Origin of the sequence: Promicromonospora sp. NFX87 (assembly GCF_048564965.1) — a bacterium.
GTDB lineage: Bacteria > Actinomycetota > Actinomycetes > Actinomycetales > Cellulomonadaceae > Promicromonospora.
In genome coordinates, this window is record NZ_CP183413.1 from 2,865,728 (window position 1) to 2,880,062 (window position 14,335).

13 protein-coding genes are annotated in these 14,335 nt (G+C 72.5%); 4 read left to right on the plus strand and 9 right to left on the minus strand.

Annotated features, from left to right (window positions below; all coding sequences use genetic code 11):
* Positions 1-46: 46 nt before the first annotated feature.
* Positions 47-1,966: a DUF222 domain-containing protein gene (locus tag ACNYC2_RS12885; protein ID WP_419707397.1), complete on the minus strand. Its 1,920-nt coding sequence runs from the start codon at positions 1,964-1,966 to the stop codon at positions 47-49.
* Positions 1,967-2,186: 220 nt separating this feature from the next.
* On the opposite strand from ACNYC2_RS12885, the gene ACNYC2_RS12890 reads away from it, so the two are divergent.
* Positions 2,187-2,543 carry an iron chaperone gene (locus ACNYC2_RS12890; RefSeq protein WP_419707398.1) on the plus strand — a complete coding sequence of 119 codons (357 nt, stop codon included), beginning with the start codon at positions 2,187-2,189 and terminating at the stop codon, positions 2,541-2,543.
* A gap of 82 nt (positions 2,544-2,625) precedes the next feature.
* Here ACNYC2_RS12890 and ACNYC2_RS12895 read toward each other — a convergent pair whose 3' ends face one another.
* Positions 2,626-2,988 carry a YrdB family protein gene (locus ACNYC2_RS12895; protein WP_419707399.1) on the minus strand — a complete coding sequence of 121 codons (363 nt, stop codon included), beginning with the start codon at positions 2,986-2,988 and terminating at the stop codon, positions 2,626-2,628.
* A 130-nt stretch (positions 2,989-3,118) separates the two neighbouring features.
* On the opposite strand from ACNYC2_RS12895, the gene ACNYC2_RS12900 reads away from it, so the two are divergent.
* Positions 3,119-4,246: a sigma-70 family RNA polymerase sigma factor gene (locus ACNYC2_RS12900; RefSeq protein WP_419707400.1), complete on the plus strand. Its 1,128-nt coding sequence runs from the start codon at positions 3,119-3,121 to the stop codon at positions 4,244-4,246.
* A 57-nt stretch (positions 4,247-4,303) separates the two neighbouring features.
* On the opposite strand, the gene ACNYC2_RS12905 is transcribed toward ACNYC2_RS12900, so the two are convergent.
* Together ACNYC2_RS12905 and ACNYC2_RS12910 are read right to left on the minus strand one after the other, a co-directional pair.
* Complete coding sequence (locus tag ACNYC2_RS12905; RefSeq protein WP_419707401.1) at positions 4,304-5,746, minus strand: MFS transporter; 1,443 nt, start codon at positions 5,744-5,746, stop codon at positions 4,304-4,306.
* Positions 5,747-5,854: 108 nt separating this feature from the next.
* Positions 5,855-7,240 carry an alpha-hydroxy-acid oxidizing protein gene (locus ACNYC2_RS12910; RefSeq protein WP_419707402.1) on the minus strand — a complete coding sequence of 462 codons (1,386 nt, stop codon included), beginning with the start codon at positions 7,238-7,240 and terminating at the stop codon, positions 5,855-5,857.
* Positions 7,241-7,349: 109 nt separating this feature from the next.
* Here ACNYC2_RS12910 and ACNYC2_RS12915 point away from each other — a divergent pair, with 109 nt between their 5' ends.
* Entirely contained in the window at positions 7,350-8,360 is a 1,011-nt protein-coding gene (locus tag ACNYC2_RS12915) for an alpha/beta hydrolase (RefSeq protein WP_419707403.1), read from the plus strand.
* An 82-nt stretch (positions 8,361-8,442) separates the two neighbouring features.
* Positions 8,443-9,216, plus strand: coding sequence for a glycerophosphodiester phosphodiesterase (locus ACNYC2_RS12920; RefSeq protein ID WP_419707404.1), 774 nt, complete (start codon positions 8,443-8,445; stop codon positions 9,214-9,216).
* A 62-nt stretch (positions 9,217-9,278) separates the two neighbouring features.
* Here ACNYC2_RS12920 and ACNYC2_RS12925 read toward each other — a convergent pair whose 3' ends face one another.
* The 5 genes from ACNYC2_RS12925 to ACNYC2_RS12945 all read right to left on the minus strand — a co-directional run bounded on the left by ACNYC2_RS12925 (position 9,279) and on the right by ACNYC2_RS12945 (position 14,333).
* Complete coding sequence (locus ACNYC2_RS12925) at positions 9,279-10,037, minus strand: excalibur calcium-binding domain-containing protein (RefSeq protein ID WP_419707405.1); 759 nt, start codon at positions 10,035-10,037, stop codon at positions 9,279-9,281.
* A gap of 360 nt (positions 10,038-10,397) precedes the next feature.
* Positions 10,398-11,561 carry a 3-dehydroquinate synthase gene (gene aroB / locus ACNYC2_RS12930; protein ID WP_419707827.1) on the minus strand — a complete coding sequence of 388 codons (1,164 nt, stop codon included), beginning with the start codon at positions 11,559-11,561 and terminating at the stop codon, positions 10,398-10,400.
* A 5-nt stretch (positions 11,562-11,566) separates the two neighbouring features.
* Complete coding sequence (locus ACNYC2_RS12935) at positions 11,567-12,121, minus strand: shikimate kinase (protein ID WP_419707828.1); 555 nt, start codon at positions 12,119-12,121, stop codon at positions 11,567-11,569.
* 32 nt (positions 12,122-12,153) lie between these two features.
* Entirely contained in the window at positions 12,154-13,398 is a 1,245-nt protein-coding gene (gene aroC / locus ACNYC2_RS12940; protein ID WP_419707406.1) for a chorismate synthase, read from the minus strand.
* Between the two features lie 53 nt (positions 13,399-13,451).
* Positions 13,452-14,333: a shikimate dehydrogenase gene (locus ACNYC2_RS12945; RefSeq protein WP_419707407.1), complete on the minus strand. Its 882-nt coding sequence runs from the start codon at positions 14,331-14,333 to the stop codon at positions 13,452-13,454.
* Positions 14,334-14,335: the final 2 nt, after the last annotated feature.

The window sequence follows — 14,335 nt, forward strand, 5'->3', positions numbered from 1 at the left end:
CGGCGGGTCAGGCGGCTTCGGTGGGTTGCCGGGTCCGGCTGGCGACTCAGGCGACTTCGGTGGCGTGTGGTGGTGAGGCTTCGATGGCTTCGGGGAGGCGGATGCGGTGGCCGCGGGCGTCGGTGAAGGCCCACCCGGTCTCCAGCAGGGCACCGGCCGTGGTGTTCGTGGCCGGCTTGCCGGTCCAGTGCATGGTGATGCCCTTGGCATCCACCAACTGGTGATGGAACCAGCACAACAACGCACTGTTCGTCACCGAGGTGTCCCCGCCGTCGGCCCAGTGGGTGAGGGCGTGGTGGACCTCGCACCGTGACGGTGGCTGATCACAACCCGGGTAGACGCAGTGTTGGTCTCTGGCGATCACGGCCCGGCGCATCTGTCCCGACACGGTGCGTTGGGCCCGACCGACGTCGAGGACGGCGCCGTCGGGTCCGAACACGATTCGGGTGATCGCGCTGTGGCACGCCAGGCGGCGTACGAGTGCGCGTGGGGCGCGACCGCCGGTCTCGGTGAATACCGGGCCACCGGAGGACAAGAACCCGGACACGGTCGTAGCCGCGGCGCTCCAGCCACCCGGACCTCCGGTCGGACTTTCGGTGAGGCTCCCGCCAGGGCTTCCACTCGGGCTTCCACTCGGGCTTCCCGCCGGGCTTCCGGCCGCTGGGCCGGTGCTCACCGGCCCTGCACCGACATCCGCACCCGAGCCAGCGCTAGTGCCAGTGCCAGTGCTGGTGCTGGTGCCAGTGCTGGTGCTGGTGCCAGTGCTGGTGCTGGTGCTGGTGCTGGTGCCAGTGCTGGTGCCAGTGCCAGTGCCAGTGCCAGTGCCCGGGATGCTCGGGCCCGCGCCCGGGATGCTTGGACCCACGCCCGGGCGATTGCCGCGGGTGGGTGTCGCCTGGCCGCAGGTCAGGCACAGGCCGTCCCGGGTCCGGGTGACCTGGGTGACGAACTCGTTCCAGGACACCGTGACGTTCAGGTGCGGTGCGATAGCAGCACCTGGGGAGGCCTGGTTCGTGTCCAGCACCACCCGCGCCACATCGGCCAGGCCCTGTGCGCGACGCTGCGTCGTGGTCCGGGTGTCCCCGGCTGACGGGGCACCCAGGACCGCGTTGATCGCGGTCGTGAGCTGCAGGCCGTGCTCATCGGTCAGGAACCCTGCAACGTGGTACCCGCCGAACGTCTTGGCCAGGTCGAAGAACTCGCCCTGGGCGGCCTTGTCGTCATCGAGGTCGTCGGTGTCGGGGTCCGTGATGGTCGCGAACCGGCGCGCCACCTTCCGGAACTGGTCCGCATTGAGCACACCTGCCTCACGCAGGACGACGCCCTCACCCGTGACCAGGGTCCCCTCGGTGACCGCGCCCTCCAGCACCTGGGTGACCAGCTCACGGGTCTGGGCACCGTCGGGGTCGTCTGCCGGGTCGGGGAAGTCGACCGGCACGGACTGGACGAACTGTTCGGGTGTCGTGGTGTGCCCGGTACGGGCGTCGATCAACCACGCCAGTGCATCCGTGCGGGTCTCGCTCGTCGGTGCGACCTCGGTCATCACCCGGGCGTGATCCGCCCCGAGGGTTCCCGCGACCAGCCGCTCCCGGGTGACGGGTAGTGCGGTCGCGAGACGGCGGGCGATCGTCATGTCCTTACCCGCGGTGGAGGCGGAGATGCCTTCGCGCAGCCGGAGCCAGGTCGTGAACGTGCGGGCCGTGCCACCGGAGCGCCACGAGCCCTCGTTCTCGATGCGGGGCAGCAGGGTGTAGCGGACCCCGTCCAACCGGCCGGTCACCCGGCGGATCCGGGTGTGCGCCTCGGCCAGGCGAGTGACCGTCGGGGCGTCCCACCCGGTCAGGGTCTCGGGGTCCGTCAGGGCGGTGAGGTGGTCTATCTCGTTCTCGATCCGAGCCAGCACGTCCTCGATCGAGGCGGCAGCAGGCAGGCCACCGGTGGGCCTGTTGTTCGTCGTCTGATCCACCGTGCCCACCCCCACCCGACTCGCTCACTTGCCTCTAGTTCTGACTTCCTCGCTGCACCCATTATCTCGAACACACGTGCGGTCTGCTTGCCGGATTTCAAATCTGTGGATAACTCTTCGAAGGCCACCCCGGACCTCAACCACCCCACCGGAGACCCCGCAGGCGCCCACCCTCAGGCGCGACCTCGCGTCCCGCCCTCCTTCGGGCGAGGCTGTGCTCATGGACGAGTTCACCGACTACATCGCGAGCCTCGACGGCGCGGTCCGGGACGCCGTCGAGCATGTGCGGGCGAGGGCGCTGGAGCTCGTGCCCGACGCCGAGGAAGGCATGAGCTACGGCATGGCCGCGCTGCGCTATCGGGGCAGCCCGCTCGTGTCGGCCCGGGCCACGGCGAAGCACATCGGGCTGTATCCGTTCAGCCCTCCCGCGATCGAGGCGCTCGAACCCGACCTGGCCGGCTTCTCGACGTCGAAGGGGACCATCCGGTTCACGTCCGACCGTCCGTTGCCCGACGACGTCCTGGACCGGCTGATCCTGTTCCGCCGCGACGAGATAGACGCGATGCACTCGCGCTGACGATCGGTCGTGCCGCGGTGACCGACGGGGTGCCGCACCCCGCCGGTCACCGCGCCCGTCACCGCGCCCGTCACCCAGCTGGTCAGCGCGGCGTCCCGCCCGTCTCCAGGACGCTCGGCGCGCCCGCGGTCAGCGCCAGCACCACGCGGTGAAGCACCCAGACGACCGCGAGCGCCGTCCCGATCGTCGGTGCCCCTGCCTGCCAGAGCAGGTAGCTGACGCCGCCGAAGAGGAGTGCCTCGAGTGTGACGCGGGCCGACGGCGGGATGGTGACCCGGGCCTTGGGCGAGAGGAACGTGCCCCAGATCGCGATGACGGTGGCCGGGGCGAGGATGACGAACAGGATCCGCCATCCGCCGTCGGACAGGGTCCAGCCCGCGTAGCCGGCGCCGGCGAAGAGGGCGAGCTCGAGGAGGAGACGGACGAGGAGCGCGGTTGTTCTCACGGGCGCAGAGTATGGCGTTCGGTGAGTACGGCCCAGGGCATAATGCCCGGCGCGAGGCCTTGTGCGCTGTCGCTGTCACATCTGGCGACCGTCCCTCGTCATAGGGGGTATGACGCGAGAGCATGTGCTCATGACGGACCCGGAGACCTCCCAGGACGGCGACCCGCAGGACAGTCACACGCAGGACAGTCACGCACAGGACTCGCCCCAGCCGCCCGGTACGCGGCTCGACGGCGCCGCCCTGGACCGGCTGCGCCCTCTGGCGTTCAGCGTCGCCTACCGGATGCTCGGCAGCGTGGCCGAGGCGGAGGACGTCGTCCAGGAGGCGTTGCTGCGGCTGTCGCAGACCGAGGGGGTGCGTAACCCAGACGCGTTCGTGACCACGGTGACGACGCGGATCGCCATCGATGTGCTGCGTTCGGCCCGGGTGCGGCGTGAGTCCTACGTCGGTGAGTGGCTGCCGGAGCCTCTGGTGGGTCCTGTGCAGTCGAACCTGCCGGTCGCCATGGCGTCCGCGCCGCCGGACGCCGCGGCGCACGCCGAGCTGGCAGACGACCTCTCGACGGCGTTCCTCGTGCTGCTGGAGAGGCTCACCCCTACGGAGCGTGCGGCCTTCCTGCTGCACGACGTGCTGGGCTACTCCCACACCGAGGCGGCAGGCGTCATCGGCACGAGCGAGGTGTCCGCACGTCAGCTGGCGTCCCGTGCCCGGCGGCGGATCGCACGGGAGCGCGACGACGCCGCACGGTCAGCACCCTCCCGTACAACAGCCAGCCGCACAACACCCGGCCGCACAGCACCCGCCCGTACAACACGGGTACGCGCGGAGGAGCTCGTCACCCGGTTCCTGGCCGCGTGCGAGGAGGGTGCGGTGGACCCGTTCCTGGAGCTGCTCGCCGAGGACGTCGTGTTCACCGGCGACGGCGGCGGGAAGGTGCCGCCGGGCTTCTCGATCGCCCGGCCGGTCTCGGGGCGGGACACGGTGGCGCGTCTCCTGGCGGTCTTCATGCGCCGTGGCGCGCCCATCCACTTCGAGCCCGCGCTGGTGGGTGGGGAGCCGGGTCTGCTCATCGTGGCGGACGACGTCATCGGCGGCGGCCTGATCGGTACCTGGTCGTTCGAGGTGGTCGACGGGCAGGTCGCGGGTATCCGCGGCGTCATCAACCCGGAGAAGCTGCGGCACCTGGGACCGCAGGCGGACCTGGAGCGGCTCCGGGAGTGGCTGATGAACGACCGGCAGCGCAGGGGCGCCCGCTAGTCCTCCCAGGCGGGTCTCCCTGGTGCGTGCGCGGCGACCGCGCACGCACCAGCACTCTCACGCGCCGGCGCTGGTCCCGGGCACCGCTTCGGACCGGCTCTCGGACGCCGCTGCGTCCGGCACGAACCACATGAGCACCAGGCCGACGAGCACGACGGCGACGATCCCCAGCGTGCCCCAGATGGTCGCACCGGTGACGGCGATGGCGATCGTCCACAGGGCGCTGGACATCCAGGACGCGGCGCGGCCGGTGGTGGCGTAGAGCCCGAAGATCTCCGACTCCCTGCCCACCGGGGTCACCCGGGCGAGGTAGGACCGTGAAGCGGCCTGTGCCGGGCCGACGCAGGCCGACAGGACGAGCCCGCCCGCCCAGTAGACGCTGGGGCCGAGGTCGCGCAGGAACACGACGGAGAGGCCGGCCACCACGATGACGCTGAGCGTGGTGAGGATGACGGAGCGTGGGCCGAAGCGGTCGTCGGCGAAGCCGACGGCCACGGTGCTGATCCCGGCCACGAGGTTGGCCGCGATCCCGAAGATGATCACCTCCTGCGAGGAGAACCCGAAGCTGACGCCGCCGATGATGGCGCCGAACGCGAAGACGCCGCTCAGGCCGTCCCGGAACACCGCGCTGGCCAGCAGGAACCAGAAGGTGCGGCGCGAGGTGCGCCACAGGCCCTGCACGTCACGGACCAGCACGGCGTAGCTGGCGAAGAAGCCGACCTTGGGGCGGCCCTTGGTGGCCGGAAGCTCCGGCACGAAGGCCAGGATCGGCCAGGCGAAGGCGATCGTCCAGAGGGCACAGCCCACCGCGATCACGCGGAAGGCGAGCCCGTTGTCGGTGGGCATGCCCCACCAGTTGGCGCCGTCGGCGATGACCACGAACAGGAGCGCGAGGATGCCGCCGACGTAGCCGAGGCCCCAGCCGAGACCGGACACCTTGCCGACGGTCCGCGGCGTGGCGACCGAGACCATCATGGCGTTGTAGTTCACGCCCGCGATCTCGTTGAGCACGCTGCCCAGGCCGATCAGGGCGGCACCGAGCACGAAGTACATCGGGTCGGCCTCGACGAACCACAGCGCGAGCATGCACAGGACCATGCCCGCGGTGCCGCCGGCCAGCCAGACCTTGCGCCGGCCGGTGGCGTCGGCGCGCTGCCCCACCACGGGGGCGAGCAGGAGGATGAGCAGACCGGCGAGGGTGTTCCACAGGCCGACGCCGCTGGTCAGCTCCGCGAGGCCACGCTGGTAGGCGGGGTCGCTCTTGCCCAGCGCGACGACGGCGGGGTCCAGGAAGGCCTCGGTGGTCAGGTACACGGCCGTGAACACGAACGTCAGGATCACCGTGTTGAACGGCTGCGTGCCCCAGTCCCACAGCGCCCACGACACCACCTGGCGGCGCGGGACCTTGACGCCTTCCTGCAGCTCCAGGCCCGTCCTCGGGGGTGGAGGGGCGTCAGTGGTGGGATCCGGGGTCTCGGGTCCGCGAGCGGCGTCGGTCATGGCGGCAGTCTGCCCGGATCCGGTGAACGGCGGGTGCCGAAGGCGGTCACGATCTGATACCGACGCCCGGGCCGGAGCCGCAGGTCACACGGCACGACGCAGCGCACGTCACAGCGCCAGGTTGTGCCGCCCGATCTGCTCCATGGCCGACACACCCGCGAGCGCCATGGTGAGGTCGAGCTCGGCCAGGACGTGCTCGGTGACGGCGCGGACGCCGTCGGTTCCCGCGAGGGCGAGGCCGTAGACCCAGGGCCTGCCCAGGAGGACGGCGTCCGCACCGAGAGCGAGGGCGGTGAAGACGTCGGCGCCGGTACGGATCCCGGAGTCGAACAGGACGGGGACCCCCGCCGTGCCGACACCCGGGCCGGTATCTGTACCAGCGTGGGCGCGCACCGCGTCGACCACCGGCCCCAGGGCGTCGAGCGAGGCGACGGCGTTGTCGATCTGCCGGCCGCCGTGGTTGGACACGATGATGCCGTCCGCGCCGTGGTCGAGGGCCGCGCGGGCGTCGTCGGGGTGCTGGATGCCCTTGACGAGGATCGGCAGCGTGGTGCGCTCGCGGAGCCAGGCGAGGTCGGTCCAGGTCAGGGTGGAGCGGGAGAACACGTCGAGGAAGGTCTCGACGGCGGCGCGCGCGGAGGGCTGGGTCAGGTTGCGCCAGGTGGGTCCGGGGTGGTGGCGGGCCATGGACAGCAGGGAGCGGACGGCGGCGACGGTGGGCCGGGGCGACGTCGTCCCCGAGCCGGCGGTACCCGGGCCGGCCGTGTCCGAGCGAGCAGAGCCCGCGGCGCGGACGCGAGCCTCGACCAGCTCCTGGAAAACGGGGTCGCTCAGGTACTGGGCGATGCCCTCGGCCCGGGCGAACGGGAGGTAGCCGAGGTCGAGGTCGCGGGTGCGCCAGCCGAGCACGTGGGTGTCGAGCGTGACGACGATCGCCTCGCAGCCGCTTGCCTCGGCGCGGCTGACGAAGGACTCGACCAGGGCGTCGTCGGACGACCAGTAGAGCTGGAACCAGCGCGGGCTGTCGCCGAGCGCCGCGGCGGTGTCCTCCATGGGCGTCGACGCCTGCGTGGAGATGACGACGGGCAGGCCGAGGTCGCGGGCGGCCCGGGCGAGCGCGGGTTCGGCGTTGCGGGGTGCGGCTCGCCTGCCTCCTCGGCCGAGCTGGTGCTGCACGGCGAGCTCCAGGGCCCCCACGGGCGCGAACAGCACGGGTGCGGGCAGGTCCCGCCCGAGCAGGGTGGTAGCCAGTGACCGTTCGCCGACGTCGACCATCTGCCGGGGCACGATCCGGTACCTGCCGAACGCCTCCCGGTTCGCGTCGACGGTGCGCTGCGCCCCGGCTCCCCCGGCGACGTAGGACCAGCCCGTGCGGGTCATCCGGCGCCGGGCGCTCTCGGCGAGCGCGTCCGGGTCGGTGGGAACCGCCGGCCGGCGGCCGAACACCCCGTCGCGGTAGATCGACGACTGCACCGTCCGGCCGATATTGCGCATGCCGGACATCCTGTCACCCCGGTGCCCGCCCGCCCAGTAAGTGCCCCGCCCGCCCAGTAAGTGCGCGGCATGAGCCGACGGCGTCGGCGCGCCGGGCTAGGATCCGTTCGTGCCCGTACCGCCCCTGCCCGACCCGCAGCAGGTAGTGCTCGACTGGCGGACCGACCACCTGCTCGGCGAACCGTTCCAGGAGGCCCCGCTCGGGCCCGCCACGCTGGTGCGCTACCCGCACCCGGACGACGCACCCGAGCCCCACGCCGCCGCCGTCCACGTGCACGGCTACAACGACTACTTCTTCCAGGAGCACCTGGCGCGCGCGTTCGCCGCGGCGGGCTACGCGTTCTACGCCCTCGACCTGCGCGCGGCCGGGCGGTCCCTGCAGCCCGACCAGATCCCGCACTTCGTGATGGACCTGCGCGAGCAGGCAACGGACATCTCGGCAGCCGCCCGGACCGTCCGCGCGCTGGAGCCGGGGCTGCCGCTCGTGCTGCACGCCCACTCCACAGGCGGGCTCACCGGGGCGCTGTGGGCGCATGCGCACCGCAACGCCGTGGGCGCCGACGCCGGACCCGACGCGCTCGTGCTCGACTCCCCGTTCCTCGACCTCTGGGCGTCAGAGTTCCAACGCGGCGTCGGCACGCGGCTGCTGGACACCGTCGGCCGCCTCGCCGCGACCGCGGTCGTGAAGGACAGCCCCTCGCGGTACGCGGAGCATCTCCTGGCCGCCAACGGCGGACGCTGGGAGTTCGACACGACGCTGAAGCGGCCCCACGGGCTGCCCAGCCGTGTCGGGTGGTTCGTCGCGGTCCGGCGCGGCCAGGCGCGCGTCGCCGCCGGGTTGGAGATCGCGTGCCCGGTGCTGCTCGCGCGGTCCGACTCCTCCGGCCCGGACGCGCTCGACAACCCGCTCCTCGACGCGCAGGACACGGTGCTCGACGTCGACCAGATGGCCGCGCTCGCGCCGTCCCTGGGGCATGACGTCACGGAGCTCGTCGTCCCCGGCGCGGTGCACGACCTGACGCTGTCGGCCAGCGGGCCGCGCGAGGCCTACCTCGACGGCATGTTGAAATGGACGAACAGCCGGGTGGGCGCCGTCGTCGGCGCCCGGGACGCGACCTGAGGTCCCGCCGCAGGACGCACGCACGACCCACCCGCAGGACCACCCGCAGGACCACTCAGTACCGAGACACGAGGGACAGCCAGTGACCTATTTCGAGGGGCCGTTCCAAGCCCTCGCCCATCGCGGATTCGCACACGCCTCGGTCGGTACCGAGGGCCTGGAGAACTCGCTGGCCGCGTTCGGCGCCGCCGTCGACCTCGGCTTCCGGTACGTGGAGACGGACGCGCACGGCACCGCCGACGGCGTAGCGGTCGCGCTGCACGACGAGTCCCTCGACCGCACCACCGACGGCGCCGGCCTCGTGGCCGAGCTGCCGTGGTCCGACGTCAGCGAGGCCCGCATCGGCGGTGTCGAGCCCGTACCGCTGCTCGAGGACGTCCTGGGCGGCTGGCCGGAGCTGCGCGTGAACATCGACGTCAAGCACGCCTCCGGCGTGGGCCCCGTGGCCCGCGCCGTCGAGAAGACGTCGTCCTGGGACCGCGTGTGCGTCACGTCCTTCGACGCCGCCCGGCGCCGGGCCACGCTCGCCAAGCTCTCCCGCCCGGTGGCCACGTCCGCCGGACGCAACGAGATCAGGGGCTTCCTCGCCGGTGTGCGGCTGCGCACCCGCCCGCTGGCCCGCCGCTCCCTGCGCGACGTCGACGCGCTGCAGGTCCCCGTGCGCGAGAAGTCCGTCACCGTGGTCGACGCCGCGTCGATCGAGGTGGCGCACGCACTCGGCAAGAAGGTGCACGTCTGGACCATCAACGACCCCGACGAGATGGCCCAGCTCATCGACCTGGGCGTCGACGGCCTGGTGACGGACCGTGCGGACCTGCTCAAGGACCTGCTGATCGAGCGGGGCCTCTGGGAGTGACCAGAGTTGTCAGACGCTCAGGTCACTCCAGTGAACCGAGCGTCTGACACGGGGCATCCGGGTCACTCGCAACCGACGCCGTCACCGTCTCGGTCCAGGTGCGAGGCGTAACCAGGGTCACCTGCGTACACAGGTGCGGCACCGTCGGCTCGCGCGGCGTCACAGTTCTCGTAGTAGACCGTGCCGCCCGTGTCCTCGGGCTCCTCGGCCGCGGTTTCCTCCTCCGCGGTGCCTGCGGCTTCCGCGGACTCGACGGCTGCCTCGCGGTCCGCGACGTCGGACTCTCGCGCCTCCAGGTCCGTCTCGGTGGACCTGACCGCGGCCTCCCGTGCCCTGACCTTCTCCGCCTTCTGCTTGATGTCGGCCGTCTGCGTGGTGAGGCTCTTCTGGTCGGTCGCCACCTGCGCCTCGTCCGCCGCGAGCAGCTCCTGCGCCCCGGCGAGCGCCTCCGTCTCGGCCTGCACTTCCGCGCGCTCGGCGGCCGCGGCGGACGACGCCGCGGAGGCTGACGCCTCGGCCTCCGCCGCAGCGGCCGCACCCGATCCTCCGCCCGCGCCGACCCCGAGGAGGAAGACGACCGCTGTCACCGCCACCCCACCGAGGAACAGCAGCAGCCTGCGCCCGGACTGCTTGCGCGCCTCCTCGTCCGGTACGTCCACGACAACGGCGCCCTCGCCGATCAGCGCCGTGTCGGGTACGTCGACCCAGAGCTGCCAGCCATCAGGCTTCGACCACTCGGGATTGGGTTCCCATTGCAGATCGGGTGTCCACTCCGAGGGGGGAGCGGGCCAGCCTGGCGGCAAGTTGTAGACCTTACGCACGATGGCGCCTTCCGGTCGGCGTGCGACCGGAGCCGCACGCGGGTTGCCCCTGTGCGTCGGACGGTAGGCCCGTTCACCTCGCGCTGCGCACCGAGCGGGGCAAGATCACCCGCCCGCGGCGTCTACTCCTCGAGCCTTTGTCCCCCGACCTACCACCACCCCGGTGGTAGGTGCCAGGTGGGCTGAACTTCGTTCGGCTGGCGCACGAGTTTGCGGGCTCTGCTGAACAGTTCGGCAGGGGCGGATCAGGCGGGTCCAGGCCGAACGGAATTCAGCAGGCCTGGCACCCTCCCATCGGGGTCACCTTGCCATCACCGCAGCCCGGAACCCGGCCCTGCTCAATCAGCCCAGCCCAGCGGCTCAGCCCAGCGTCAGCGTGACCGGCGTGCCCGGGCCCTGGGTCGGCGGCTCCTTCGAGACCTCCGCGTAGGCGGCGGCCAGCAGCGTCGGGTCGGGGCCTTCCAGGCGGACGGGCTTGGCGACGTCGTCCAGCACGACGAACCGCAGCAGCTCGCCGCGGGTCTTCTTGTCGCGCCGCATCGCGGCAAGCAGCTGGTCCCAGCGGTCGCCCCGGTAGTGCACCGGCAGACCGAGCGACGAGAGGATCTCGCGGTGGCGGTCCGCGACGTCGTCGGGGAGCTTGCCGGCCATGCGCGCGAGCTCGGCGGCGAAGACCATGCCGACGCTCACCGCGGCGCCGTGGCGCCACTGGTACCGCTCGGCCAGCTCGATCGCGTGCCCCAGGGTGTGCCCGTAGTTCAGGATCTCCCGCAGGCCCGCCTCCTTGAGGTCCTCGCCGACGACCTCCGCCTTGACCCGGACCGACCGCTCGACCAGCTCGGCGATGACGGCCCAGGTCTCGTCGGTCGCTTCGGTGCCCGCCCAGTTCCGCAGCTCGTGGACGTGCGCCTCGACCAGCTCCAGGATGACCGGGTCGGCGATGAAGCCGGTCTTGACGACCTCGGCCAGGCCCGCGACCAGGTCCCACTTGTCGAGCGAGCCGAGGGCCGCCAGGTCGCACAGCACACCCGCCGGCGGGTGGAACGCGCCGACGAGGTTCTTGCCCTCCGAGGTGTTGATGCCCGTCTTGCCGCCCACCGCGGCGTCGACCATCGCGAGCAGCGTGGTCGGCACGTGCACCACGCGGATCCCGCGCAGCCAGGTGGCGGCCACGAAGCCCGCCAGGTCGGTGGTGGCTCCGCCGCCGACCCCGATGATCGCGTCCGACCGCGTGAAGTCGAGCTGGCCCAGCAGCCCCCACAGGAACGCCGCGACCTGTGGCGTCTTCGCCTCCTCGGCGTCCGGCACCTCCGCCACGAACGCCTCGTACCCGCCGGCCTTCAGGTCCTCCGCGATCGCGTCCGCGGTCGCGGACAGCGCGGCCGGGTGGACCACCATCACCTTGCGGGCCGGGCCGACCAGCGCGGGCAGCTCGCCCAGCAGGTGGCGGCCGATGACGACGTCGTAGGGGGCGTCTCCCCGCACGGTGACCCGCGTGGGGACGGTCTGGCTCGAGGCACTCATGGTGCTCACGTGGTGCTCTCCTCGTTCTTCTTGGGGTCGATCAGCTCGCCCGCGGTCGCCTCCAGGCCCAGCGCCTCGATGATCTCGGCGGCCACCTGCTCGCCGGGCCGCTCGCTCGAGACGACCGTCAGGGTCGCGAGCCGCTCGTACGTGGGGCGCCGCTCGGTCATCAGCTTCTGCCACTGCGCGCGCGGGTTGCCCAGCAGCAGCGGCCGGGCCTGGTTCATGCCCACCCGCTGGGCGGCGATCGCCAGCGGCACGTCGAGGAAGACGACCTGCCCGCCGTCCGCCGTGTACTTCTCGAGCGCCTCCTGCGTGGCGGGGTTCATGACCGCGCCGCCGCCGAGGGACAGGACGCCGTCGTGCCCCGCGAGGGCGGTGAGCACCGCCGCGCGCTCCAGCTCACGGAAGCGGGGCTCGCCGTCGTCCACGAAGATCTCGCTGACGGGCTTGCCCGCGCTCTCCTCGATGTCCGCGTCCGTGTCGCGGACCGTGACGCCGAGACCCGCGGCGAGGATGCGGCCGACCTTGGACTTGCCGGAGCCGGGCGGGCCGATCATCACGGCGACGGGGCCGGTGTGGGTAGGGCCGCTCACTGCAGCAGCTCCGGGATGGCCGCGACGTAGGACTCCATGTTGCGACGCACCTCGGCCACGGAGTCGCCGCCGAACTTCTCGACCGCGGCCTCGGCAAGGGTCAGCGCGACCATCGCCTCGGCAACGACGGCGGCGGGCGGCACCGCGCACACGTCGGACCGCTGGTGGTGCGCTGTGACGGGCTCACCGGTCGCGGTGTCAACGGTCGGCAGCGCGCGCGGCACCGTTGAGATGGGCTTCATCGCCGCACGGACGCGCACGACCTCGCCGTTCGACATGCCTCCCTCGATGCCGCCGGCACGGTTGGTCGTGCGGCGGATCCGCCCGGGCGCGGCGGCACCGTCAGGCCTGGCCACGGCCTCGCGCACGATCTCGTCGTGGGCCACGGTGCCGCGGCGGCGCGCGGTGCGGAAGCCGTCGCCGACCTCGACGCCCTTGATCGCCTGGATCCCCATGAGGGCGGCGGCGAGGCGCGCGTCGAGCCGGCGGTCGCCCTGCACGTAGGTGCCCAGCCCGGACGGCACGCCGTAGGCGAGCACCTCGACGACGCCGCCGAGCGTGTCGCCGTCCTTCTTGGCCAGGTCGATCTCCTCGACCATGAGCTTCGAGGAGGAGGCGTCGAGGCAGCGCACCGGGTCGGCGTCGAGCGCGGCGAGGTCGTCGGGGGTCGGGAGCGCGGAGTCGTCGGGCACCGCGGCACCGCCGATCGCGACCACGTGCGAGACCAGGCGGATGCCGAGGGCCTGCTCCAGGAACTTAGCGGCGGCGACGCCGAGCGCCACGCGGGCCGCCGTCTCGCGGGCCGAGGCGCGCTCCAGGACCGGCCGGGCGTCCTCGAAGCCGTACTTTCGCATGCCGATCAGGTCGGCGTGGCCGGGGCGCGGGCGCGTCAGCGGCCGGTTGCGGGCCACCTCGCGCTCGTCGCCGGTGCCGGCGTCGACCATGAGCGCCTCCGGCGGCACCGGGTCGGCCGACATCACGTCGGTCCACTTGGGCCACTCGGTGTTGGCGATCTCGATGGCGAGCGGACCACCCTGCGTGATCCCGTGGCGCAGCCCGCCGAGCACCCGCACCTCGTCCTGCTCGAACTTCATGCGCGCGCCCCGGCCGTAACCGAGACGGCGGCGCGCGAGCGCACCCTGGATGTCCTCCGTGGTCAGCTCCACCCCAGCGGGCAGACCCTCCATCACGCCCACGAGGGCAGGACCGTGCGACTCACCCGATGTCAACCAACGCAGCATGGCGCGATTGTTTCACGCGCGTGACGCACCCGGCGCCCGCTGTCCACAGGCCGTCAGGCCAGCGCCCTCCGCAGGGCCTCGTCCATCGCGGCGAGCGGCGCGGGGCGCCCGGTCATCAGGCGCACCTGCTCGGCGGCCTGGTGCAGGAGCATGCGCTCGCCGCCCACGGCGTCGGCCCCCAGCGCCGCCCACGCGGACTGCAGGGCAGTGGGACGGGGGTCGTAGACGACGTCGAGGAGCACGCCGCGGGGCTTCTCCCCCGCGCCGGTCAGCAGCCCCGTCAGCAGCGGCGCCCACTGGTCGGCGGCGTACTTCGGCGTCGTCGAGACGACGGCGTCCGCGACCGCGAGGGCCGACGTCGTCGCCTGCTCGTCGAACACCTCGAACGAGGGGCTGACCCCCATCCGCGCGACGGCCGCCCGCAGCGGCCCGATCCGGTCCAGGGAGCGCACGAAGACACGCGGCGAGACGCAGCCGAGCTCGGCCACCGCCGCGAGGGCCGACGCCGCCGTCGCGCCGCCGCCGAGGATCACCGCGTCGGCGACGCCGCGGACGCCGAGACCCTCGCGCAGCGCCGCGACGATGCCGTGCACGTCCGTGTTCGTGCCGGTGATGGTCACGGCGCCGCTGCCGGAGCCCCCCGCCGCCGAGAACAGCACCGTGTTGACGGCGCCCACCGCCTCGGCGAGCGGGTCCACGTGATCCAGCAGCGGGATCACCACCTGCTTGAGCGGCATGGTCAGGCTCAGGCCCGCCCAGCCGGCGTCGACGTCGCTCAGGAAGCCCTCCAGGGCATCCTCCGTGACGTCGTGCACGCCGTACTGCCAGCCGTCCAGGCCCAGGGCCCGGTAGGCCGCGCCGTGCAGCACCGGGGACAGCGAGTGCGCGACGGGGTGGCCGAGCACGGCGGCCCGGCGGGTGGTCGTGGTGCTCATGC